Source organism: Achromobacter sp. EG18 (assembly GCF_059759395.1).
The window spans coordinates 2,562,009-2,584,829 of record NZ_CM186213.1 but is presented as its reverse complement, the minus strand read 5'-3'; the positions used below and the strand labels follow the sequence as shown (position 1 = coordinate 2,584,829).

The 22,821-nt window shown below is 68.0% G+C and carries 18 protein-coding genes; 8 read left to right on the top strand and 10 right to left on the bottom strand.

Annotation, left to right across the window (positions count from 1 at the left end; translation table 11 throughout):
• Positions 1–73: 73 nt before the first annotated feature.
• Both acnA and AC6CR5_RS11640 read right to left on the bottom strand, forming a co-directional pair.
• Positions 74–2,779 (bottom strand): aconitate hydratase AcnA, encoded by a 2,706-nt coding sequence (gene acnA, locus AC6CR5_RS11645; protein ID WP_498085645.1) that lies wholly within the window; start codon positions 2,777–2,779, stop codon positions 74–76.
• A gap of 306 nt (positions 2,780–3,085) precedes the next feature.
• A complete protein-coding gene (locus AC6CR5_RS11640; protein WP_498085644.1) occupies positions 3,086–4,015 on the bottom strand; it encodes a LysR family transcriptional regulator in 930 nt (309 codons plus the stop codon).
• 117 nt (positions 4,016–4,132) lie between these two features.
• Between AC6CR5_RS11640 and AC6CR5_RS11635 the strand changes: the two genes are divergently transcribed.
• The 3 genes from AC6CR5_RS11635 to AC6CR5_RS11625 all read left to right on the top strand — a co-directional run bounded on the left by AC6CR5_RS11635 (position 4,133) and on the right by AC6CR5_RS11625 (position 7,569).
• On the top strand, positions 4,133–5,020 hold the full coding sequence (locus tag AC6CR5_RS11635; RefSeq protein ID WP_054507374.1) for an SDR family oxidoreductase: 888 nt from the start codon (positions 4,133–4,135) through the stop codon (positions 5,018–5,020).
• Complete coding sequence (locus tag AC6CR5_RS11630; protein ID WP_324613686.1) at positions 5,017–6,528, top strand: AMP-binding protein; 1,512 nt, start codon at positions 5,017–5,019, stop codon at positions 6,526–6,528. Before AC6CR5_RS11635 ends, AC6CR5_RS11630 begins: the two co-directional genes overlap by 4 nt.
• A 63-nt stretch (positions 6,529–6,591) precedes the next feature.
• On the top strand, positions 6,592–7,569 hold the full coding sequence (locus tag AC6CR5_RS11625; protein ID WP_188323901.1) for a Bug family tripartite tricarboxylate transporter substrate binding protein: 978 nt from the start codon (positions 6,592–6,594) through the stop codon (positions 7,567–7,569).
• Between the two features lie 10 nt (positions 7,570–7,579).
• Here the strand turns inward: AC6CR5_RS11625 and AC6CR5_RS11620 are convergent, their stop codons facing one another.
• On the bottom strand, positions 7,580–8,488 hold the full coding sequence (locus AC6CR5_RS11620) for a LysR substrate-binding domain-containing protein (RefSeq protein WP_026383334.1): 909 nt from the start codon (positions 8,486–8,488) through the stop codon (positions 7,580–7,582).
• A 118-nt stretch (positions 8,489–8,606) separates the two neighbouring features.
• Between AC6CR5_RS11620 and AC6CR5_RS11615 the strand changes: the two genes are divergently transcribed.
• Both AC6CR5_RS11615 and AC6CR5_RS11610 read left to right on the top strand, forming a co-directional pair.
• Positions 8,607–9,581 (top strand): pirin family protein, encoded by a 975-nt coding sequence (locus AC6CR5_RS11615; protein WP_498085643.1) that lies wholly within the window; start codon positions 8,607–8,609, stop codon positions 9,579–9,581.
• Positions 9,582–9,865: 284 nt separating this feature from the next.
• Positions 9,866–12,067 (top strand): TonB-dependent receptor, encoded by a 2,202-nt coding sequence (locus AC6CR5_RS11610; RefSeq protein ID WP_437263388.1) that lies wholly within the window; start codon positions 9,866–9,868, stop codon positions 12,065–12,067.
• A 61-nt stretch (positions 12,068–12,128) separates the two neighbouring features.
• On the opposite strand, the gene AC6CR5_RS11605 is transcribed toward AC6CR5_RS11610, so the two are convergent.
• The 6 genes from AC6CR5_RS11605 to AC6CR5_RS11580 all read right to left on the bottom strand — a co-directional run bounded on the left by AC6CR5_RS11605 (position 12,129) and on the right by AC6CR5_RS11580 (position 18,576).
• Positions 12,129–12,896, bottom strand: a complete 768-nt coding sequence (locus AC6CR5_RS11605; protein WP_498085642.1) for an SDR family oxidoreductase — start codon at positions 12,894–12,896, stop codon at positions 12,129–12,131.
• On the bottom strand, positions 12,893–13,888 hold the full coding sequence (locus tag AC6CR5_RS11600; protein ID WP_058664931.1) for an NAD(P)H-quinone oxidoreductase: 996 nt from the start codon (positions 13,886–13,888) through the stop codon (positions 12,893–12,895). The genes AC6CR5_RS11605 and AC6CR5_RS11600 overlap by 4 nt, the downstream gene beginning before the upstream one ends.
• A gap of 19 nt (positions 13,889–13,907) precedes the next feature.
• Positions 13,908–14,612, bottom strand: a complete 705-nt coding sequence (locus AC6CR5_RS11595; RefSeq protein ID WP_006387150.1) for an ABC transporter ATP-binding protein — start codon at positions 14,610–14,612, stop codon at positions 13,908–13,910.
• Positions 14,605–16,386, bottom strand: a complete 1,782-nt coding sequence (locus AC6CR5_RS11590) for a branched-chain amino acid ABC transporter ATP-binding protein/permease (RefSeq protein WP_148318502.1) — start codon at positions 16,384–16,386, stop codon at positions 14,605–14,607. Before AC6CR5_RS11590 ends, AC6CR5_RS11595 begins: the two co-directional genes overlap by 8 nt.
• 22 nt (positions 16,387–16,408) lie before the next feature.
• Positions 16,409–17,275 carry a branched-chain amino acid ABC transporter permease gene (locus AC6CR5_RS11585; RefSeq protein WP_006387153.1) on the bottom strand — a complete coding sequence of 289 codons (867 nt, stop codon included), beginning with the start codon at positions 17,273–17,275 and terminating at the stop codon, positions 16,409–16,411.
• A gap of 149 nt (positions 17,276–17,424) precedes the next feature.
• Positions 17,425–18,576, bottom strand: a complete 1,152-nt coding sequence (locus AC6CR5_RS11580; RefSeq protein WP_211485570.1) for an ABC transporter substrate-binding protein — start codon at positions 18,574–18,576, stop codon at positions 17,425–17,427.
• Positions 18,577–18,956: 380 nt separating this feature from the next.
• Here AC6CR5_RS11580 and AC6CR5_RS11575 point away from each other — a divergent pair, with 380 nt between their 5' ends.
• From AC6CR5_RS11575 to kce, 3 genes are read left to right on the top strand one after another with little or no spacing between them, the layout of a single operon-like run.
• Complete coding sequence (locus AC6CR5_RS11575) at positions 18,957–19,739, top strand: SDR family oxidoreductase (RefSeq protein ID WP_026383327.1); 783 nt, start codon at positions 18,957–18,959, stop codon at positions 19,737–19,739.
• A complete protein-coding gene (locus AC6CR5_RS11570; protein WP_498085641.1) occupies positions 19,739–20,701 on the top strand; it encodes a 3-hydroxyacyl-CoA dehydrogenase in 963 nt (320 codons plus the stop codon). Before AC6CR5_RS11575 ends, AC6CR5_RS11570 begins: the two co-directional genes overlap by 1 nt.
• Positions 20,694–21,629, top strand: coding sequence for a 3,5-dioxohexanoate:acetyl-CoA acetone transferase (gene kce, locus AC6CR5_RS11565; RefSeq protein WP_024069782.1), 936 nt, complete (start codon positions 20,694–20,696; stop codon positions 21,627–21,629). Before AC6CR5_RS11570 ends, kce begins: the two co-directional genes overlap by 8 nt.
• Positions 21,630–21,753: 124 nt before the next feature.
• Here kce and AC6CR5_RS11560 read toward each other — a convergent pair whose 3' ends face one another.
• Positions 21,754–22,821 carry a glycerol dehydrogenase gene (locus AC6CR5_RS11560; protein ID WP_200221646.1) on the bottom strand — a complete coding sequence of 356 codons (1,068 nt, stop codon included), beginning with the start codon at positions 22,819–22,821 and terminating at the stop codon, positions 21,754–21,756.

Here is a 22,821-nt window from a genome sequence, read left to right as displayed (position 1 = left end):
GCAGGCGGCGCGCGGCCATGAAAAAAGCCCCTGGAACCTCGGTTCCAGGGGCTTTGCCTTTGCGGCCCGGGCGTTACGCGGCCAGCAGCTGGCGCAGCACGAAGGGCAGGATGCCGCCGTGCTGGTAGTAGTCGACCTCGATCGGGGTGTCGATGCGCAGCAGCAGCGTCACGTCCTGCTTCGAACCATCCTTGCGGGTGATCGTCAGCGTCACGTCCTGCATCGGCTTGATGCCGTTCTCCAGGCCCGAGATGTCGTAGGTTTCCTCGCCGGTGATGCCCAGCGACTGCACGCTGTCGTTGCCCTTGAACTGCAGCGGCAGCACGCCCATGCCCACCAGGTTGCTGCGGTGGATGCGCTCGAAGCTGCGCGTGATGACGGCCTTGACGCCCAGCAGCTGGGTGCCCTTGGCGGCCCAGTCGCGCGACGAGCCGGTGCCGTATTCTTCGCCGCCGAACACCACGGTAGGCGTGCCGGCCGCCACGTACTTCATGGCCGCGTCGTAGATCGACATCTGTTCGCCGCTCGGCTGGAACAGGGTTTCACCGCCTTCGAAGCGGCTGCCGTCGGGACGCGCCGGGATCATCAGGTTCTTGATGCGCACGTTGGCGAAGGTGCCGCGCATCATGATTTCATGGTTGCCGCGGCGCGAGCCGTAGCTGTTGAAATCGGCCTTCATGACGCCGTGTTCCTTGAGCCACTTGCCCGCGGGCGAGGTTTCCTTGATGGAACCGGCCGGCGAGATGTGGTCGGTGGTGACCGAGTCGCCGAACACGCCCAGCGCGCGGGCGTTCTTGACGGTCGGCATCGCGCCCGGGGTCATGCCGAAGCCCTCGAAGAAAGGCGGCTCGGCGATGTAGGTGGAATCGGGCCAGTTGTAGGTCTCGCCCGTGACGCCCTTGATGTTCTCCCACAGCTTGCCGGGGTTGCTCTTGACCTGGCCGTAGTTGGCCTCGAAGGCCTTCGGGTCCAGCGCGTACTTGAGCAGCGCCTCGACTTCCTCGGTGGTCGGCCAGATGTCGCCCAGCCAGATGTCGCCGTTCTTGCCGCGGCCGACCGGTTCGGTCATCAGGTCGCGCGTCACGGTGCCGGCCAGCGCGTAGGCCACCACCAGCGGCGGCGAGGCCAGGAAGTTGGCCTTGATGTTCGGGTGGATGCGCGCCTCGAAGTTGCGGTTGCCGGACAGCACCGCCGAGCACACCAGGTCGTTGCTGGTGATGACCTCGTTCAGGTCGGGCGTCAGGTCGCCGGCGTTGCCGATGCAGGTGGTGCAGCCGTAGGCGGCCACGTCGAAGCCCAGCTTCTCCAGGTAGGGCAGCAGGCCGGTCTTGGTCAGGTATTCGGTGACCACGCGCGATCCGGGGGCCAGCGAGGTCTTGATGTGCTTGGGCACCTTCAGGCCGGCTTCGACGGCCTTCTTGGCCAGCAGGCCCGCCGCCAGCAGCACGCTGGGGTTGGAGGTGTTGGTGCACGAGGTGATGGCGGCGATCAGGATGTCGCCGTTCTTGACCTTGGTGCCGGTGCTGGTGGTGAAGGTCTGCTGCAGCTTCTCGGCCGGCTGGTTGAAGCCGTTCTCGGCGACCGGCTTGGAGAACAGGTCGATGAAGGTGCTCTTGACGTTGCCGATCTCGATGCGGTCCTGCGGGCGCTTGGGGCCGGCCAGGGACGGCGCCACGGTGGACAGGTCCAGCGTCAGCAGCTTGGTGTAGTTGATGTCCTGGGCGGCGGGCACGCCAAACATGTCCTGGGCCTTGAAATAGGCCTCGAACGCGGCGATTTCGTCTTCGGTGCGGCCGGTGCCGCGGAAGTAGTCGATGGTGCGTCCGTCGACCGGGAAGAAGCCCATGGTAGCGCCGTATTCGGGCGCCATGTTGCCGATGGTGGCGCGTTCGGCCACCGACAGGCTGGCCGTGCCTTCGCCACAGAACTCGACAAACTTGCCGACCACTTTTTCACGGCGCAGCATTTCGGTGATGGTCAGCACCAGGTCGGTGGCGGTGACGCCGCCGCGCAGCTTGCCCTTGAGTTCCACGCCGACCACGTCGGGGGTCAGGAAGTACACCGGCTGGCCCAGCATGCCGGCCTCGGCCTCGATGCCGCCCACGCCCCAGCCGACCACGCCGATGCCGTTGATCATGGTGGTGTGGCTGTCGGTGCCCACCAGCGAATCCGGGTAGTAGACGTTGTTCTTCTTGTCCTGGTGCACGCCGCGCGCCAGGTATTCCAGGTTGACCTGGTGGACGATGCCGAAGCCCGGGGGCACCACGCCGAAGGTGTCGAAGGCCTGCATGCCCCACTTCATGAACTGGTAGCGCTCCTGGTTGCGCTTGAATTCCAGCTTCATGTTCAGGTCCAGCGCATTCTTGGTGCCGAAGTAGTCGATCATGACCGAGTGGTCCACCACCAGGTCCACCGGCACCAGCGGTTCGATGCTCTTGGGGCTCTTGCCCATCTTGTCGGCCACCGAGCGCATGGCGGCGATGTCCGCCAGCAGCGGCACGCCGGTGAAGTCCTGCAGCACCACGCGCGCCACCACGAACGGGATTTCATCCTCGCGCTTGGCGTTGGCCTGCCAGTTGGCGAGCTGGCGCACGTGTTCCTCGGTCACCTTCTTGCCATCGCAATTGCGCAGCACGGATTCCAGCACGATGCGGATGGAGACCGGCAGCCGCTGCACGTCCACGCCCAGCGCCTTGCCCAGCGCCGGCAGCGAATAGTACTGACAGGACTTGTTGCCGATCTTGAAACTCTTGAGTGTATCGAGGGTGTTGTGCGGCATGATGGACTCCGTGGTTTTGCCCGCGTAAAGCCGGCATTTTCAGGCGTTTCGGCGCGTTTGTCATTCCGGGCGACAGCGGCGCGGGTTCGGTCTATGTCTTATATCTTATATAAGACTTGAGGGGCGCGTCAAAGTTCCCGCCCGCGCCGGCCTGCGGGTTGCGCGGCGGCCGCGCAAACCCCTACTGTGCGGCAGCCGAGCCATCCCTGCAAGTCCCCCGTTTTTTAACAAAGAAGTCCTACAAGCGCATGGCGGGGGGACCGGGGGGCCGCCGCCATGCGCGCCACCGGGTGGCAGCCCCCCCGCTCAGGCCAGGAAGGTGCGCAGCAGGGGTTCCAGTTCCCGTTTCAGGAAATCGACCAGAGCGCGTTGGGCGCTTGAGGGATAGGGGGTTGGCGAGGTCAGGATATAGAGCTTGTCGCCGGGGCCTTCGGCCTGGTAGGCGGGCAGCACCTGCAGCAGGCGCCCGGCCTCCAGGTCGGGACGCACGATGTAGGCCGGCAACAGCGCCACGCCCGCGCCTTCGCGGGCGGCCTGGGCGAGGAACGGGAAATACTCGGATTGCAGGCGAGTGGCCAGCTTGACTTCGTGCGGTTGGCCCTTGCCGCGCAGGCGCAGCGTGGCCTGCGGGCGGGGGCCGGGCGGCCCGAGGAAATCGAAGCGGCCCAGGTCGCGGGGATGGGCCGGCATGCCCATGCGCGCCAGGTACTCGGGCGCGGCGCACAGGTGCCACTTGATGCGGCCGAGTTCGCGCGCCACATAGTCTTGCGGCGGCACCGAGATGGCCCGCAGCGCCACGTCGATCTCCGAAGAAATCAGGTCGCTGACGCGGTTCGAGAACAGCACCCGCAGGCTCAGGCTGGGGTGTTCCAGGGCGAAGCGCACCAGCAGGGGCCGCAGCATGTCCAGTTCGCCCAGGCCGGTGGGCAGGCTCAGCCGCACGTGGCCGGTGGGTTCGGCGCCCAGCTTCTGCAGCGCATGGCGCGCGGATTCGACCTCGCGCGCCATGCGAGCGCCATGGTCGTACAGGACGCTGCCTTCGTGCGTCAGTTCCAGCCGCCGGGTGGTGCGGCGGATCAACTGCGCGCCGAAGGCCCGCTCCAGCTTTTGAAGGTTGCGGCTCACATGCGAGCGCGTCACGCCCTGGCGCAGCGCCGCCTCGCTCAGCGTGCCGGCCTCGACGATCGTCACGAACAGCTGGATCAGGTTCAGGTCGAGCGCGGGCGGGGTGTTCATGGGCAGTCTTCATTGTTGCCTGTGAGGAAACAGAGTTTACCCATCCTGAAGGATTGTCGCGGCAAGGGTTCGTGGATATTCTGAAAAAAACCAAGGAGACACCCCATGCGGCAAACCATGTTCCGCGCCGACCTGTTCCAGGGCCAGCGCATCCTGATCACCGGCGGCGGCACCGGCCTGGGCTATGCCATGGCCCGCCAACTGGCGGCGCTGGGCGCCACCGTGCATCTGTGCGGACGCCGCCTGGCGGTGCTGGAGCAGGCCGCCCAGGCGCTGCGGGGCGAGGCCGGCGGCCAGGTCCACGTCCATCCGGTCGACATTCGCGACGCCGGCGCGGTGGACGCGATGGTGGCGCGCATCTGGGACCAGCATGGCGGGCTGGATGCGCTGGTGAACAATGCCGCCGGCAATTTCATCAGCCCCACCGAAAAACTGTCCGAACGGGGCTTCAATGCCATCGCCGACACGGTCTTTCGTGGCACGTTCTACATGACCCAGGCCGTGGGCAAGCGCTGGATCGGCAGCGGCGCGTCCGGGGCGGTGGTGTCCATCGTCGTGACCTGGGTCTGGACCGGCTCGCCGTTCGTGGTGCCGTCCGCCATGTCCAAGGCCGGCATCGACGCCATGACCAAATCGCTGGCTGTCGAATGGGGCCGGCACGGCATCCGCCTGAATGCCATTGCGCCGGGCGTCATCCCGACCGAGGGCGCATCGGCGCGGCTGCGGCCCAACGACAGCGGCACCGACGCGCTGGTCAAGCAGAATCCGATGCAGCGGCTGGGGCAGGGCCAGGATATCGGCGAACTGGCCGCGTTCCTGCTGGCGCCGGGCAACGATTGGATCAACGGCCAGACCATCGCCCTGGACGGTGGCGACTACCTGGCCAATGGCGCGTACTTCAAGCAGTATTTCGATTGGTCGGACGACGATTGGGCCGCCGCGCGCGCCGCCATCGAGGCGCGCACCGCCGCCGACAAGGCGCAACGCTCGGCGGGCCAGGCATGAGCGCATCCGTCACGCAAGGGGCCGGCCGCATCATCGCCGGCGACTGCCAGTTGGACCGCGCGGCCCTGATGCGTCGCGGCGAGCAGGTCGCGGCGGGCCTGGCGGCCATGGGGATCGGGGAGGGCGACGTGGTGGCGGTGCTGCTGCGCAACGGCATGCCCTACCTGGAGATCATCCAGGCCTGCAAGCGCCTGGGCTGCTATTACTGCCCGATCAACTGGCATTACACGCCCGACGAGGTTGCCTACCTGGTGCGCGACAGCGGCGCGCGCCTGCTGATCGCCGAGGAAGACTTGTGGCAGGCCGCCAGAGCGGCGCTGCCGGCGGACCTGCCGTCGCGTCGCGTGGGCGCGGCTGCCGTGTCCGAGGATTACGCCAGCTGGCGCGAGGCGCAGGCGCCCTACGACGGCCCGGTGGTGGCGCCGCGCGGCCACATGGCCTATACCTCCGGCACCACCGGCCGGCCGAAGGGCGTGGTGCGCGCGCCGTTTCCGCTGGACCAGTTGGCGCAGCGGCTGGCGGCGGTCGAGGCGGTGGTGGAGCAGGCGTACGGCTTGCGGCCCGGCTGCCGCGCATTGCTGCCCGCGCCGGTCTACCATAGCGCGCCCAGCGTGTTCGCCCAGGTGGCGCTGCGGGTCTGCGAGACCCTGGTGCTGGCGCCGCGGTTCGATCCGCTGGAGGTGTTGCGCCTGATCGAGCGCCATCGCATCGACACGGTCTACCTGGTGCCCATCATGTACGTGCGCCTGCTCAAGCTGGATCCGGCCCAGCGTGCCGCCTTCGACCTGTCTTCGCTGCGCTTCGTGGCCTCGACCGGGGCCCCCTGCGCGCCGGCGCTCAAGCGCGCCATGATCGATTGGCTGGGGCCGGTGATCCACGAGACCTATGCCTCCAGCGAGGCCGGCATGGTGACGGTCATCGATTCGCACGAAGCGCTGGCCCGGCCGGGCAGCGCCGGCCGGCCGATCGGCGGCGCGCAGATTCGGATCTACGGCGACGACGGCGCGCTCTGCGCGCCCGGCCAGATCGGCCGCATCCATGTGCGCCAGCCGGCCTACGCCGACTTCACCTACCGCAACAACCCGCAAGCGCGCAGCCGGATCGAACGCGATGGATTGATCGGCCTCGGCGACCTGGGCTACCTGGACGACGACGGCTACCTGTTCGTGTGCGACCGCGAATCGGACATGGTGATCTCCGGCGGCGTGAACATCTATCCCGCGGAAATCGAACACCACCTGACGCAGTACCCGGGCGTGGCCGATTGCGCGGTGTTCGGCGTGCCTGACGACGAGTTCGGCGAACGCTTGCTGGCACTGGTTCAGCCGGCGGCGGACACCGCGCTGGCGCCCGAGGAAGTGCTGCGCTGGCTGTCCACGAGGGTGGCGCGCTACAAGGTGCCGCGCGAATTGCGGTTGCGGCAGACCCTGCCGCGCGATGACAACGGCAAGATCGCCAAGCGCCGCCTGCGCGACGCGTTCTGGGCCGAGCGCGACAGGAAGGTCTAGGAATACCAAGGCGGCGCGCATCCCGGGCCGTACGCCATCACCACAGGGGAGACAAGCATGTTCATGAAGAATTCTGGGATAGGCCGCGCCGCGGCCGCGCTGCTGTTGTGCATGGCCGCCGCATCGCCCGCCCTGGCGGCGTTTCCGGAACGGCCGGTCAAGCTGGTCGTGCCGTATACGCCGGGCGGCGCGGCCGACCTGTTGTCGCGGGTGCTGGCCGAAAGGCTGTCTCAGGAACTGGCGCAACCGGTGGTGGTGGAAAACAAGCCGGGCGCCAACACGATGATCGCGGCCACGCAAGTGGCGCGGGCCCAGCCCGATGGCTACACGCTGTTCCTGGCCAGCAATGCCAGCATGGTGCTCAACCCCATGCTCTATCGCAAGATCTCGTACGACGCGCAGCGGGACTTCCGGGTGCTGTCGGTGGTGGCGGAATTGCCGCTGGTGGTGGTCGCCAACAACAGCGTGCCGGCCTCGACGCTGGCGCAATTCGTCGACTACGCCCGCGCCCGCCCGGGCAAGTTGAACTATGCCTCCGTGGGTATCGGCAATCCGCTGCAACTGGCGACCGAACTGTTGAAGTCGCGCACCGGCATCGACGTGGCGCATGTTCCCTACAACGGCAGCGCGCCGGCATTGAGTTCGCTGATGGCCAACGACACCCAGCTGATGGTGGACGTCATCAGCACGTCATTGCCGCTGGTTCGCGAGAACAAGATCAAGGCCCTGGCCGTGACCGGCGCCCAGCGGTTGCCGGTGCTGCCTGACGTGCCCACCGTGGCCGAGAGTGGGTTTGCCGGCTTTCGCGCCGCGACGTGGTTCGGCGTGGCCGTGCCGCGCGGCACGCCGCCGGCCGAGGCGGACAGGCTGCGCGAGGCCGTGGCCGCGGTGATGCGCCAGGCGGATTTCCGCGACCGCTTCCAGGCGCAAGGCCTGGTGATCCAGGCGCCGCGCGGCCAGGCCGAGGTCGATGCCTATCTGGCCGAGGATCGCGAGCGCTGGAATGGGGTGATCCAGGCCAACCATATCCGCCTGGATTGAGCGGCGCGCGTCAGGCCAGCAGCGCCGGCATTTCGGCGGCCGCGAAATCCAGGAAGCGCCGCAAGGCCAAGGGCGCGCCGCGGCGGGCGGGCATGACGGCGTAGATGCGTGCCGGCGCGGCGCGCCAGGCGGGCAGCAATTGCGCCAGATCGCCTTTGGCCAGGGAGCCGGCGCATAGGTAGTGCGGCAGCAGCGCCACCCCCAGTCCGGCGCGCGCCATTTCGCGCAGCGCCGCCAGGTTGCTGCTGAGGCAGCGGGGGCGGAATTCGATCGATTCGGCCTCGCCCGCCGGGCCGACGAAGTGCCAGCTCTGCGGGCTGTCCTGGGTCGCATGGGCCAGCAGGGGCAGCGCGTTCAGGTCGCGCGGATGGCGCGGCGCGGCCCGGGCCATGGCGGGGGCTGCGACCAGGATCAGCGGCACCGGCGCCAGTTCGCGCGCCACCAGCCGCGAGTCGGTGAGCGAGGCGCCCTGGGCGCGGAAGGCCAGGTCGTAGCCTTCGCCCACCAGGTCGATGACCTGGTCGCGGGTGTCCAGCAGCACCCGCACGCCGGGATGCTGCAGGCAAAAGCGAGCCACCAGTTCGCCCAGGAGCGTCACCGCCAGCGCCGAGGGCGCCGTCATGCGCAGCAGGCCGCTGGGCGTGTCGCCCATGGCGGCCGCCAGGTCGAAGGCGCTGCGGGCCTCGCGCGCCATCGCCAGCGCATGCACGTAGATCTGTTCACCCATGGGCGTGAGCGAAACCCGCCGCGTGTTGCGCTGGAGCAGCCGCAGGCCCAGGCGGGCTTCCAGCTCGGCCACGCGCCGGCTGAGCTTGGAGCGCTGCATGTTGAGCACGCGGGCGGCGGCGGAAAAGCCGCCTTTTTCCACCACCTCGGTGAAAAGCAGCAGATCGTCGAGGTGATGGATATGGGAATGCATGGGGGTGGGGCGAGTGATTGTCCTGTGGGGCAGGACAATTATTCCTGAAATTTGGCTCTACTGTGCCGGTGGCGGAACCCATAAGCTCTGCGCCAATTTGTCATCAGGCCATACATCCTTGACCATCCGCCTCAGCCCGCCCGTCGCCCGCCCGTTCGAACCCGAGGGCGACATCTGTTCGTACCGGCATTTTCGGCATTCCGATTTCCCCCAGGGCATGTCGCCGCTGGTGCTGGTGGACCACTTCATCATGACCGGGCCGGCGGTCGCGCCGCACCCTCACGCCGGCATATCGACGGTGACGCTGCTGCTGGAAGACACCCAAGGCGGCCTGCGCATCCGCGACAGCCTGGACAACGAACACGAAGCCCGGGCGGGCGACCTGCACTGGACAGTGGCAGGCCGCGGCATCGTGCACGGCCACGAATTGGTGGGCGCGGCGCGGCTCAATGGCCTGCGGTTGTACGTCAACCTGCCGGCGCGGCTGAAATCGATGCCACCATCGGCAACGCTGGTGCGGGGCTGGGAAATGCCGGTGCTGCAAAGCGATGCGAGCCGGGTGCGGGTGGTGTCGGGCCGCTACGACGGCTGGGACGCGCCGCTGGCGACGCCCGAGCCGCTGCTCATCCTGGACGGCTGGCTGCGGCCGGGAGCGTCGCGCCTGGTGCCGCTGCCTGCGGGCTGGAACGCCTGGTTGTACGCGGCGCAGGGGGAATTGGGCGTGCGGGCACGGCATGAGACCACGCCGCCGCCGCGACCGCCGGTAGAAGCGGCGCCGGTCATTCCGGTGGCACGGTTCCGCCCCGCCGGGCGCGCGGCGACGACCGGTCGGCGCGCGGCCGATCCCGATTTCGCCGTGCTGCCCCCGGGCGCGGCGCTGACCGCCACGGCGGACCGCGACGGCTTTCTTCAACTCCTGGCCGCGGGCGCGCCGGCGCACTTCATCCTGGTGGCCGGAGCGGCCATCGACGAGCCGGTGATCCAGCGCGGCCCCTTCGTCATGACGGACGCGCGCGCCCTGGCGCAGGCCGTCGCGGCCTACGAAGCGGGCGACTTCGGCCAGCTGCGCCAGGAGAGCGGCGTGCCGGGCTGAGCAAGGCGCCGCCGGGTGACAGCGGGCTGTCAGGATAGGGGACAGATCTGTTGTGTGATGGCAACAAAATGGCTTTCTATATAAGGGACGCAATGAGAATGATTTCTCTTTATATAGAATTCAAAACGCACGATCTCAATCCCTCCCATGGTGAACGGGCTCGACAAGGCCGGCACGACCGGCCCTGCCGCAGTTCGAGTGGCAAGCCGTTACCCGCGTGACCCCCCATCGGGATTTTTGCGATTCCCAGCTTCTCGCGAAGCGCCCGCCTACTGACTCCCGATATGAAAATACGAACTCTTGCGTGCGTGGTTGCGGCCCTGCCGTACACCGCCGTCGTCCACGCCCAGTCCGCCGCGCCCGCCGCCGACGGTTCCGTCGTCTCGATGGAAGCGATCAAAGTCGAGGCCAGCGCCGACGCCTCGGCCGGCGGCCTGGCCCAGCCCTATGCCGGCGGCCAGGTGGCCCGCGGCGGCCGCGTCGGCGTGCTGGGCACGCAAGACATCATGAGCACGCCGTTCAGCGTCACCAGCTACACCAACGAGCTGATCCAGGATAAGCAGGCGCGCAGCGTCGGCGACGTGTTGCAGAACGATGCCGGCGTGCGCGTGGCGCGCGGCTTCGGCAACTTCCAGGAGTCGTACTTCATCCGCGGCTTCATCCTGAGCTCCGATGATGTGGCCTACAACGGCCTGTACAGCCTGCTGCCGCGCCAGTACATCGCCACCGAACTGTTCGAGCGCGTCGAAGTGCTGCGCGGCGCGTCGGCCTTCCTGACGGGGGCGGCGCCCAGTGGCGGCGGCATCGGCGGCGTCATCAACCTGGTGCCCAAGCGCGCGCCCAACGAGCCGCTCACCCGCTTCACCACCGGCGTGTCCAGCGGCGGCCAGTTCTCCGTGTCGACCGACATCGCGCGCCGTTTCGGGCCGGACGACAGCACCGGCATCCGCCTGAACGTGGCCAACCGCAGCGGCGACACCGGCATCGATGACGAACATTCCCGCACCAGCCTGGTGTCGCTGGGCCTGGACTGGCGCTCGGCCGACACGCGGTTGTCGGCGGATATCGGCTGGCAGGAAAACAAGCTCAAGCGCGCGCGGCCGAACGTCACGCTGCGCGGCGTGACCAGCGTGCCGGACGCTCCGGATGCCAGTTCCAACTACGCCCAACCCTGGTCGTACTCGAACGAACGCGATGTGTTCGGCACGGTGCGCGCCGAGCACGATTTCAGCGACAAGCTGACCGGCTGGGCCGCCTTCGGCATGCGCCGCAGCGACGAGGCCAATTCGCTCGGCAACGTCACCGTGACCAATGGCAGCACGGGCGACGGCAACTTCTACCGTTTCGACAATACCCGTGAAGACAGCGTGAACACGGGCGAACTGGGCCTGCGCGCCAAGGTGCGCACCGGCCCGGTCGGCCACGAATTCGTCGCGTCCGCGTCCTTCTTCGATCTCAAGAAGAAGAACGCGTACGTCATGGACTACCTGAACACCTTCCCGACCAACATCTACGACCCGATCAGCTACGACCGTCCCGCCTACGGCTCCAAGGCGCTGTTCGGCAACGACCTGGACGATCCGGCGCTGCAGGGCCGCACCCGTCTGAGCAGCTATGCGTTCGGCGACACCATGTCGTTCCTGGACGACAAGGTGCTGCTCACGCTGGGCATCCGCCACCAGCGCCTGTCGCAGCGTGACTACGCCTACAACACCGGCAAGGAGCAAAGCGCCTACGACGCCAGCCGCAACTCGCCGGCCGCCGGCATCGTCTTCAAGGTGGCGCCGAGCGTGTCGCTGTACGCCAACTACATTGAAGCCCTGGTGGCCGGCGATACGGCGCCGCAGACGGCCAACGGCAAGCCCGTGCCCAACGCCGGCCAGAGTCTGCAGCCCTACGTGTCCAAGCAGAAGGAGATCGGCGTCAAGTACGATGGCGGCGGCCTGGGCGCGGGCCTGGCGCTGTTCTCCACCGACAAGCCGCGCGCGGCCTACAACGCCAGCAACGCATTCACCGCCTCCGGCAAGGACCGCCACCAGGGCATCGAACTGACGGTGTTCGGCGAACCCGTCAACCGCGTGCGCGTGCTGGGCGGCATGACCTTCCTGGACGCCAAGCAGCGCTCCACCGGCAACAGCGCCATCGACGGCAACCGGGTCATCGGCGTGCCACGCTTCCAGGCCAACCTGGGCGCGGAATGGGACATTCCCGGCGTGCAGGGCCTGACGGTGGATGGGCGCGTGGTCTACACCGGCGCCTCCTATGCGGATGACGCCAACACCCTCAAGGTGCCCGGCTGGACCCGCTTCGACGCCGGCCTGCGCTACATGATGGACGTCGACGGCCACGTGGTGACGCTGCGCGCCCGTGTCGAGAACATCGCCAACCGCAACTACTGGTCGTCGGTGGGCGGCTACCCGGGCAACGGCTACCTGGTGCTGGGCGGCCCGCGCACGTTCTCGCTGAGCGCCAGCATGGACTTCTGAGCGCGGATGCCCGCCGCCAGGCGGGCGCCGCGCAGGCCAGGAAAGGCAACGCCCCGGCGGTCTAGGTCATCAGCCAGCCGCCGGCCACGTCCAGCACCTGCCCGGTCACGAACCGCGCCTGGTCCGAGGCGAAGAACAGGCAGGCGTCGGCCACTTCCTCGGGGGTGCCGAGCCGGCGCAGCGCGGTGACCTCGGCCACCGCGTCGTTGATCTCCTTGGGCACGCTTTTCAGCAGCGGCGTGCTGATGCGCCCCGGCGCCAGGCCGTTGACGGTGACGTCGTGCTCGCCCAGTTCCGCGGCCCAGTGGCGCGTCAGGCCCAGCAGCGCCGCCTTGGTGGCGGCGTAGTGCGCGGCGACGATGTCGCAATAGGCCTTGCCCGCCACCGACGACATGTTGATCACGCGCCCCTGGCGCTGGCGCACCATGTGCGGCGTGGCCAGGTGGGTCATGTAGAACACGCTGTTCAGGTTGACCGCGACCACCTTGTCCCATTCGCCCGGCGTCATCTCCCACACCTTCAGCGCGCGGCCGTCGGTCTTGGGCGAGATGCCGACGTTGTTGACCAGGATGGTGGCCGGCCCCAGGTCGCGCGTGATGCGCTCGTAGGCGGCCTGGCACTGGTCGAAATGCGAGACGTCGGCGTGCACGAAGCTCACGGCGTGGCGGCGCTTCTTCAGTTCCTTCTCGTAGGCCTGGCCGCCCTGCGAATTGAAGTCGATCAGCCCGACCTTGCCGCCTTCGGCCAGGAAGCCCTCGACGATGGCCGAACCGATGCCGCCGACGGCGCCGGTGACGATGATGACCTGATCCTGGAAGCGCGCGCTCATGCCCGCACCTTCAACATGATCTTGCCGATGTGCCGGCTGCTTTCCATCAGCGCGTGGGCCTGGGCCGCCTGTTCCAGCGGGAACACCTGGTGGATCAGCGGCAGGCAGCGCCCCTGTTCCATCAGCGGCAGCACCTTGTCGGCCAGCGCCTGGGCGATGGCGCCCTTGTCTTCGTCGGAACGCGGACGCAGGGTGGAGCCGGTGAACGACAGCCGCTTGGTCATGATGGGCAGGGCGTCGATTTCGGCCTTGCTGCCTTCCAGAAAGGCGATCTGCACCAGCCGGCCATTCACCGCCAGCAGGCGGAGATTCTTGTTGATGTAGGCGCCGCCAACCATGTCGAGGATCACGTCCACGCCCTGGCCGCCGGTGGCCTGGCGGATGTCGGCCTCGAAGTCGGTGTCGCGGTAGATCACGGCGTGGTGCGCGCCGGCCTTCAGGCAGGCCTCGGCCTTCTCCTGGTTGCCCACCGTGGTCCAGACCTCGGCGCCGAAGGCGCGCGCCAGCTGGATCGCGGTCAGGCCGATGCCGCTGGAGCCGCCATGCACCAGGAACTTCTCGCCGGCCGCGAGGCGGGCGCGCTCGAACACGTTGGTCCAGACGGTGAAATAGTTTTCCGGGATGGCGGCGGCCGACAGCAGGTCCAGGCCGCGCGGCACCGGCAGGCAATGGCGCTCGTCGGCCAGGCAGTACTGGGCGTAGCCGCCGCCGGGCGTCAGCGCGCAGACCCGGTCGCCGACCTGCCAGCGCGTGGCGTCGGGACCGACGGCGATGACGGTGCCCGCGACCTCCAGCCCCAGGTAGGGCGAGGCGCCGGGCGGCGGCGGATACGAGCCCGAGCGTTGCAGCACGTCGGGGCGGTTGACGCCGGCGTAGGCCACTTCGATCAGCACCTGGCGGCCAGCGGGCGCGGCCATCTCGCGCTCGGCCAGGCGCAGGCAATCGGGCGCGCCGCCGGTGCCGTGGTCGATGAATGTGCAGCGTAGAGACATGAATGCGGTCCTTCGGATTTCAGTGGCCCAGATAGGCCTTCTTGACATGGGGATCGGCCAGCAGCTCTGCGCCGGTGCCCGTGCGCACGATGGCGCCGTTCTCCAGCACGTAGCCGCGGTCGGCCAGGCGCAGCGTGCGGAACACGTTCTGCTCCACCAGCAGCACCGTGACGCCGTGGGAGGTGACGTCGCGGATGATGTCGAACATCTGCTGCACCAGCAGCGGCGACAGGCCCAGCGAAGGCTCGTCGAACACCAGCAGCTTGGGATCGGCCATCATGCCGCGCGCGATCGCCACCATCTGCTGCTCGCCGCCGGACAGCGAGCCGGCGTACTGGCCCAGGCGCTCGCGCACCCGCGGGAAGATCTGCAGCACTTCCTCCAGCTTGCGCTGCACGATGGGGCGGGCGGCGCGCTTGTACGAGCCCATCAGCAGGTTGTCGCGCACCGTGAAGTGCGGGAACAGCTGGCGGCCTTCGGGAATCATGGTGATCCCGGCGTCGACGATGTCGTAGGGCGTGCGGTTGGTCAGGTCGCGGCCCTCGAACTCGACCCGGCCGGCGGTGGCGGGAACCACGCCGCACAGCGTCTTCAGGGTGGTGGTCTTGCCGGCGCCGTTGGCGCCGATCAGCGTCACGATCTCGCCGGCATTGACCTCGAAGTTCAGGCCGTTGAGCACCTGGCTCTTGCCGTAGCCCGACGACAGATCCGAAACCTTAAGCATCCTGGTACTCCTTGCCCAAATAGGCCTCGATGACGGCGGGGTTCTCGACCACGTCCTTCGGCGCGCCGCTCACCAGCACCGCGCCTTCGTTCAGCACGATGATGCGGTCAGACAGCGCCATGGTGGCCTGCATCATGTGCTCGATCAGCAGCACCGACACGCCCGAATCGCGGATGCGGCGGATCATCTTGATCGACTTCTCGATGTCGGTGGGGTTCAGCCCCGCCATCACCTCGTCCAGCAGCAGGATGCGCGGCCGGATCGCCAGGGCGCGGGCGATCTCCAGCCGCTTCATGCCGCCCACCGTCAGGCTGCGGGCCTCGGTGTTCAGGTACTTGAGCAGGTCGGTTTCCTCGGCCACCTTGAGCGCGATCTGCTCGGCCTCTTCGCGGTCGGCGGTGCGGATGAAGGCGCCCAGCATGATGTTCTCCAGCACCGTCAGGCCGGTGAACGGCTTGGCGATCTGGAAGGTGCGGCCCAGGCCCTGATGCGCGAACTCGTCCGGCGTGCTGCACGAGACCCAGTTGCCCTTGGCGTCGACCATCGACACCGCGCCCTTGTCGGGCGACAGGAAGCCGGACAGCAGGTTGAACACCGTGGTCTTGCCGGCGCCGTTGGGGCCGATCATGCCCAGGATCTCGTACTGGTTCAGCGTCAGCGACACGTCGTTGGTGGCGCGCAGGCCGCCAAAGCTCTTGAACAGGTTCTCGGCCCTGAGCACCGGCTGCTCGCGCCGCGCCGCGTCGGTCGGACGGGCTGGTTCGACCAGTTGGCGCCGGGCGCGCGGCGTGCCCAGGTAGGGCAGGCGCGCCAGGGCGCGCTCGATGGCCGGACCGAAGGCGCCGGCCAGGCCGCGCGGGATGGTCAGCACCACCGCCACCAGGATCAGGCCGTAGATCAGCCCGTGCATGCCGTTGCCCACGCTGGACAGCCAGCCGCGCGCCAGCTCGGCGATCGGCAGCACCAGGAAGGTGCCGGCGATGGGGCCGGCCACCGTGCCCAGGCCGCCGATCAGCGCGAACATCGCCACCTGGATCGACAGTTCCAGCGAGAAGGCCGAGCTGGGATCGACGAACGTCAGGTAGGTGATGTGGAAGGTGCCGATGATGCTGGTCAGCATGGCCGACACCACCGCGGCGATGATCTTGACGCGCACCGTGTGGATGCCCACGGCCAGCGCCGCGTCCTCGCGTTCGCGGATGGCGATCAGGTAATGGCCGATGCGCGACTTGCGGATGTACCACGACACCCAGGTCACCAGCAGGAACAGCCCGAAGGCGATGATCACGTAGTTGATCTTCTCGCGGAACACGATCCAGCCCCAGCCGATGTTCAGCGGCAGGCTGATGCCGCTGGAGCCGCCGGTCCAGCTTTCCTCGTGGATCACCAGCAGCCGCACCACTTCGAGGATGGCGATGGTGGCCAGCGCGAAGAACGGCCCGCGCAGCCGCAGCGTGGGATAGCTGATGATGATGGCCACGGCCGCCGAGATCGCCGCGCCCGCCAGCATGCCGAACCACGGCGAGATGCCGAAGTTCTGCGTCAGCAGGGTGGCGGTGTAGCCGCCGATGCCATAGAACACCGCGTGGCCCAGCGACAGCTGGCCGGCGTAGCCGCCGACGATGTTCCAGGCCACCGACAGCGCGGAAAAGACGAACAGCAGGACGAACAGGTTGGTCCAGAACGGCGTGCCCGTGACGACGGGCACGATGAACATGACGATCAGCAGAATCAGGCTGACGTAGGCTTTGGGGCTTCGAAAGTCGGGAAACACGTCTCGCTCCTTGTGGTTCTGATCACTCTGTGCCGACGCCGAACAGGCCGGTCGGACGCAGGACAAGGATCAAGAGGAAGATCCCGAAATAGACGACCTCTTTGAGGTCGGGGGCGATGTAGTAGCCGGCCAGCGTATCGACGATGCCGATGATCATCGACCCGGCCACCGCGCCGTACAGGCTGCCCAGGCCGCCCAGCACCACGATCACGAAGGCGGTCAGCACGAAGTACGTGCCCACCGTCGGGAACACCGGATACTGCGGCGCCAGGAGGCCCGCGGCGATGCCGACGAAGGCGGTGCCCAGGCCGAAGGCGATGGCGTAGACGTTGTTGACGTTCACCCCCATCAGCGTGGCGGCGTAGCGGTGCTGCGCCACCGCCCGCAGCGCGCGGCCGAGATAGGTGCGGTGCATGAACAGGTGCAGCAGCACGGCCAGGCTCAGGCCGACCACGAAGGTCACCAACTGGCCGGTGACCATGGAGTAGTTGCCGACGTCCAGGGTGCTGGTGCCCAGTTGCACCGGGGCGCGGAACACGTTGGCGCCGAAGATCACCAGCGCCAGGTTCAGCAGGATGGTGGACACGCCCACCGTGGCGAAGATCTGGATGTGCTGGTCGGCGTTGAGCAGCGGCTGGATGATGCCTTTCTGCGTCAGCGCGCCCAGCGCGAACAGGATGACCGCCACCGGCACCAGGCCGATGTACGGGTGCACGCCGAACTGCGCCGCGATCAGGTAGACCGCGTACATGCCGATCATCAGGAATTCGCCATGCGCGAAGTTGACGACGCGGACCACGCCGAAGATCAGCGTCAGCCCCAGGCTGATGATGGTGTAGGCGCCGCCCAGCAACAGGCCATTGATGACCAGTTGAATGAAGATATCCATGGTGCAACCTCTTGGAACGGGGCGCGTCCCGGCCGCGCGCCGTCGCCGGCGGGGCCGGGGCCGCTGGCCCCAGTGAAACGCCGGACGCCCCCGAGCGTCCGGTTTGCTGGCTTGCCGTGCCGGGCCTGCCGGGGGGCGGCCCCGGCGTTCTATTTCTTGAAGACGGGCTTGCCCAGCGCGAGGTTGTCAGGCGCGATGGTGACCAGCTTGCCATCCTGCCACTGCATCACGTAGAAGGTCGAGGCGTTGTTCTGGCCGTCCTCGCCGAAGTCGAAGGCCCAGCCGTTGGCGGTCTGGCCGGCCGGCTTCTTGTACGCCAGCACGGCCGCGCGGATCTTGTCCTTGTCGGTCGACTTGGCGTTGGCGATGGCTTCGAAGAAGGCCTTGGCGCCGACGTAATTGGTCAGGCTGTGGCCGGACTGCGGGTCGCTCTTGTAGGTGGTCTTGTAGGCTTCCAGGAACTTGTCCAGACCGGGCGCGCCGGCCGGATTGATGGACGCCTGCGGGAAGTCCAGGTCGAACACGCCGTTCATGTCGGCGCCCACGGCCTTGGCGGTGTCGGCCAGCGAATAGCCGCCGCCGGCGCCGATCACCACCTTGGGCTTGAAGCCGGCGGCGCGCGCCTGGCTGAAGTACAGGATGGCGTCGTTCTGGTAGGCGGTCTGCAGCACCACGTCGACCTTGGCGCCCTTCAGGCGCAGGATCAGCGAGGACAGGTCGACCGTCTTGGCCGAATAGGGCAGCACCTCGGCCACGGTGTAGCCGAGCTCCTGGGCGCGCTTTTTCTCGGTGGCGGCCACGTCGGTGCCGTAGGGGCCGTCCTCGTGGATGATGCCGATGCGCACTTCCTTCGGGTTCAGGCCCATGCCCGGCCCGATGATGTCGTGCAGCGCGTTGACCACCGACACGCCGTACAGCGCGGTGTTGGGGTTGCTGCGGAACAGGTACTTGTAGCCGCGCGTGGTGATCTTGTGAGCGGTGGCGCCCAGCTCGAAGTAGGGCACGCCGGCCAGCTCGGTCACGGGCGAGGCCGCGTACGAGATGCCCGAGGCGTAGCTGCCGAACACGCCGACCACGTTCGAAGAGATCAATCGCTTGGTCTCGGACACCGCCTGGGTCGGGTCGACCGCGTCGGCCTTGATGATCTGGATCTTCTCGCCGTTGATCCCGCCGGCGGCATTGATTTCGTTGACGGCCAGTTCCAGGCCGCGATAGCTCTCCTGCCCCAGCAGCGCCAGCGCGCCGCTGAACGGGAAGAGGGCGCCCACCTTGATGTCGGCCGCCGCGGTGCCGCTGGCCATGGCGCCGCACAGGCCCAGCGCGATGGCGAATTGTTTGATCTTGAACACTGTCTACGCTCCTTTGTGGGTTTGGATGCGGACTGTTGTCTGAGTCGTCCGTCTGTTTTTGAATATATGATATATGCGCCGGCGGGGTGTGAGAACCTCGTCCTGGATTCTAGTGCCGGACTTGGCCGGCTGAATCGGGGATTTCCCTCAAGCCGCATGAATAAAGCGTTTGCGGGCGGTTTTTCGCTGCGTGGCAGGTCAAATTCCGCTGTCCGGGGGCTGTTTCACAGACCTTTTCATGGCCGCCTTGCTGGCAAGAAAGTTCCCCTTTGAATCATATATCCTATATGATCAAAAGGCGTTTGAGCATAAGAATCCAGGAGACAAAGAGCATGTTCGAGGAAGTGGATTTCGCCGGAAAAAAGGTACTGATCACCGCCGGCGCCGATGGGCTGGGCCTGGAAATGGCGCAGGTGTTCCACCGGGCCGGGGCGTCGGTGCTGGTGTGCGACGTCAACCGCGAGCGGCTGGCCGCGCTGCCGGCCGAATTGCCCGGCGTGCGCGCGGTGCACGCCGACGTGTCGGATGAAGACAGCGTGGCCGCTCTGTTCGACGCCGTGCGCCAGCAGCTGGGCGGCCTGGACATCCTGGTCAACAACGCCGGCGTGGCCGGCCCCACCGGTTTCGTCGAGACGCTCTCCAAGGCCGACTGGGATCGCACCCTGGCGGTCAACATCACCGGCCAGTTCCTGTGCGCGCGCCAGGCCATCCCGCTGCTCAAGCAGTCGCGCGCCGGCGTCATGATCAACCTGTCGTCGGCCGCCGGGCACCTGGGCTTTGCCGGGCGCTCGGTCTATTCGGCCTCGAAGTGGGCGGTGATCGGCTTCACCAAGTCGCTGGCGATCGAGCTGGGCGGCCACGGCATCCGCGTCAACGCCATCCTGCCGGGCGCGGTCGAAGGCCCGCGCATCCGCGCTGTGATCGAGGCCAAGGCCAGGACGCTGGACAAGCCGGTCGAGGAAATCGCCGCGCTCTACGAAAACCAGGCGGCGCTGGGCCGCATGGTCACGGCGCGCGACATCGCCAACATGGTGCTGTTCAACGCCAGCGAGGCCGCCCGCAGCGTCACCGGGCAGGCCATCGTGGTGGACGGCTTCACGCAGAAGCTCTACTGATGGCGGCCGATCCGCAGCGGCGCCACGCCGCCATCATCGGCACCGGCCTGATCGGCCAGGCCTGGGCCATCGTGTTCGCGCGCCAGGGCTGGCAGGTGCGGCTGTACGACGTCAACGCCGCCATGCTGGCCGAGGCCGGCGCGCTGATCCGGCGCCAGCTGGATGAACTGCAGGCGCATGGCCTGCTGCGCGACGCGGCGGCGGCCGCCGCCCGCATCGAGGTGGCCGCCAGCCTGCCCGAGGCGCTGGCCGGCGCCCGCTACATCCAGGAGAACTCGCCCGAACGTCGGGATCTGAAGCGCGATCTGTTCGCGCAGCTGGACGCGGCGGCCGATCCCGACGCCATCATCGGCAGTTCCACGTCCAGCATTCCCGCCAGCGAATTCACCGAAGGCCTGCCCGGCCGCCACCGCTGCCTGGTGGCGCATCCGGTCAATCCGCCTTACCTGATCCCGGTGGTGGAGCTGTGTCCGGCGCCCTGGACCAGCGAGGCCGCCATGCAGGCGGCGCGCGACATCATGCTGGACATCGGCCAGAAGCCGGTGACGATGCGGCGCGAGATCGAAGGCTTCATCCTCAACCGCCTGCAGGGCGCGCTGCTGCACGAGGCCTTCCGCCTGGCCGCCGCCGGCATCGCCAGCGCCGAGGACATCGACACCACGGTCAAGGACGGCCTGGGCCTGCGCTGGTCGTTCATGGGGCCGTTCGAGACCATCGACCTGAACGCGCCCGGCGGCCTTGCCGACTACTGCGCGCGCTACGGCGGGCTGTACCAATCCATCGGCGCCAGCCAGCGCGAACCCGTGCCCTGGGACGGCGCGCTGGTCGAGGCCCTGGCGGCCGAGCGGCGCGGTCTGCTGCCCGCCGAAGACCTGACGGCGCGCCGCTACTGGCGCGACGAACAACTGATGCGCCTGATGCGCCACAAGCAACAGCAAGACAACGGAGACGAAAATGGCTAAAGCCAAGCAGAAAGTCGTGATCACCTGCGCCGTGACGGGCGCCATCCACACGCCCAGCATGTCGCCGCACCTGCCGGTGACGGCCGACGAGATCGCCGAGGCCGCCATCGGCGCGGCCCGCGCCGGCGCCGCCGTGCTGCACCTGCATGCGCGCGACCCGCAGACCGGCAAGCCGTCGCAGGACCCGGCGCTGTTCGAGCCGTTCCTCAAGCGCATCAAGGCCGAGACCGACGCCATCATCAACATCACCACCGGCGGCAGCCCGCACATGACGGTGCAGGAACGCATGCGGCCGGCCACCACCTTCAAGCCGGAGCTGGCGTCGCTGAACATGGGCTCGATGAACTTCGGCCTGTTCCCGATGCTGGGCCGCTTCCAGGACTTCAAGCACGAGTGGGAGCGCGAGCACCTGGAGAACAGCCGCTCGCTGATCTTCCGCAACACCTACCAGGACATCGAGTCGATCCTGGAGCTGGGCAACGCCAACGGCACGCGCTTCGAGTTCGAGTGCTACGACATCAGCCACCTGTACAACCTGGCGCATTTCGTCGACCGCGGCCTGGTGAAGTCGCCGCCGTTCATCCAGTCGGTGTTCGGCATCCTGGGCGGCATTGGGCCGCACCCCGAAGACCTGATGCACATGAAGCGCACCGCCGACCGCCTGTTCGGCAATGAATACGAATGGTCGATCCTGGGCGCCGGCCGCAACCAGATGCCGCTGGCCACCATCGGCGCGGCCATGGGCTCGAACGTGCGGGTGGGGCTGGAGGATTCGCTGTGGATCGGGCCGGGCCAGCTGGCCGAGTCGAACCGCTCGCAGGTCGAGCGCATCCGCACCATCCTGGAGGCGCTCAACCTGGAAGTGGCCACGCCCGCCGATACCCGCGCCAAGCTGGGCCTGAAGGGCGGCGACAACGTGGCGTTCTGACGCCAGGCCGGGCAAGGGCGTGCGCGCCGCCGCCGGATTGATGCCCCCGCCGATGGGGAGGCGCGCGGCCCGCCGGATGCGGGTCGCGGCGCTCCCGGGCGCCGCCAGCGCGAGCGGCGGGGCATCAGGCGTGGCGGCGCAGGGCGGCGACGAGGGTCTTGATGTCCAGGGGACGATCGAAATTGGCGGCATGGCGCGCGGCCAGGGTCAGCTCGGCCGCCCGCGCCAGTTCGGCGTCGGACGGCGCGGCCGCGCCCAGCGCCGCCAGCGTGGTGGGCAGCCCCACCTGTTCGTACCACTGCGTCAGCGTGGCCAGCATGCCGTCCTGGCGCGCCTCCAGGTCCAGCTGCACCAGCAGGCCGACGGCCACCTGCAGGCCATGCGGCGCGCTGGCCAGCCCGGCGATCTTCGGCAGGCCGCGCGTCAGGGCGTGGGCGATCGACAGGCCGCCGCTCTCGAAGCCCAGGCCGCTCATCAGGATCATGGCTTCCACCACCCGTTCGAAGGCGGGCGTGGGCTGGCCGCTGCCGGCCACGGCCAGCGCGTCGGTGCCGTCGGCCAGCAGCGTGCGCAGGCAACCGTCGGCGATCAGCTGGGCGGTCAGTGGCGGGACGCCGTCGTACATGTTGCGTCCGCCGTTGCGGGCGCATTGTTCGGCTTCGAATTTCTTGGAGATGGCGTCACCCAGGCCGGCGCGGAAGAACGCCGCGGGCGCGGTGGCGATGACGGCGGTGTCGACCAGCACGATGGTGGGGTTGAACAGCATGTGCTCGACCGCCAGGAGGTTGTGATGGGCGTCGTACAGCACGTAGTTCTTGCTGGTGGGGGCGTCGTTGGATGCCACGGTGGGCACCGTGACCAGGTGGCAGTGCTCGGCCTTGGCCACCGCCTTGCCGGCGTCCAGCGCCTTGCCGCCGCCCACCGCGATCACCATGTCGACGCCGGCGGCCGCGGCCTGCGCGCGCAGCGCCGCGATCGATTCGGGCGTGATGTCGCCCTCGACCGGCAGGGCCGTCAGCGTCACGCCGTGGGCGCCGCACAATGCCTCGATTCTCGGGCCCAGCACGCCCTGCACGTAGCGGTCGATGACCAGGGCGGCGCGGCGGCCGAACAGGGCGGCGTATCCGCCCAGCGCGTCGAGCGCGCCGGCTCCCTGGATGTAGCGGCCGGGAGCGCCGAAAATCTTCAGCAT

Excerpts from the sequence above, each read along its gene's own strand:
- acnA (WP_498085645.1), bottom strand. The coding sequence starts at position 2,779 with ATGCCGCACAACACCCTCGATACACTCAAGAGTTTCAAGATCGGCAAC.
- AC6CR5_RS11640 (WP_498085644.1), bottom strand. The coding sequence starts at position 4,015 with ATGAACACCCCGCCCGCGCTCGACCTGAACCTGATCCAGCTGTTCGTG.
- AC6CR5_RS11635 (WP_054507374.1), top strand. The coding sequence starts at position 4,133 with ATGTTCCGCGCCGACCTGTTCCAGGGCCAGCGCATCCTGATCACCGGC.
- AC6CR5_RS11630 (WP_324613686.1), top strand. The coding sequence starts at position 5,017 with ATGAGCGCATCCGTCACGCAAGGGGCCGGCCGCATCATCGCCGGCGAC.
- AC6CR5_RS11625 (WP_188323901.1), top strand. The coding sequence starts at position 6,592 with ATGAAGAATTCTGGGATAGGCCGCGCCGCGGCCGCGCTGCTGTTGTGC.
- AC6CR5_RS11620 (WP_026383334.1), bottom strand. The coding sequence starts at position 8,488 with ATGCATTCCCATATCCATCACCTCGACGATCTGCTGCTTTTCACCGAG.
- AC6CR5_RS11610 (WP_437263388.1), top strand. The coding sequence starts at position 9,866 with ATGAAAATACGAACTCTTGCGTGCGTGGTTGCGGCCCTGCCGTACACC.
- AC6CR5_RS11605 (WP_498085642.1), bottom strand. The coding sequence starts at position 12,896 with ATGAGCGCGCGCTTCCAGGATCAGGTCATCATCGTCACCGGCGCCGTC.
- AC6CR5_RS11600 (WP_058664931.1), bottom strand. The coding sequence starts at position 13,888 with ATGTCTCTACGCTGCACATTCATCGACCACGGCACCGGCGGCGCGCCC.
- AC6CR5_RS11595 (WP_006387150.1), bottom strand. The coding sequence starts at position 14,612 with ATGCTTAAGGTTTCGGATCTGTCGTCGGGCTACGGCAAGAGCCAGGTG.
- AC6CR5_RS11585 (WP_006387153.1), bottom strand. The coding sequence starts at position 17,275 with ATGGATATCTTCATTCAACTGGTCATCAATGGCCTGTTGCTGGGCGGC.
- AC6CR5_RS11580 (WP_211485570.1), bottom strand. The coding sequence starts at position 18,576 with ATGGCCAGCGGCACCGCGGCGGCCGACATCAAGGTGGGCGCCCTCTTC.
- AC6CR5_RS11575 (WP_026383327.1), top strand. The coding sequence starts at position 18,957 with ATGTTCGAGGAAGTGGATTTCGCCGGAAAAAAGGTACTGATCACCGCC.
- AC6CR5_RS11570 (WP_498085641.1), top strand. The coding sequence starts at position 19,739 with ATGGCGGCCGATCCGCAGCGGCGCCACGCCGCCATCATCGGCACCGGC.
- kce (WP_024069782.1), top strand. The coding sequence starts at position 20,694 with ATGGCTAAAGCCAAGCAGAAAGTCGTGATCACCTGCGCCGTGACGGGC.
- AC6CR5_RS11560 (WP_200221646.1), bottom strand. The coding sequence starts at position 22,821 with ATGCTGAAGATTTTCGGCGCTCCCGGCCGCTACATCCAGGGAGCCGGC.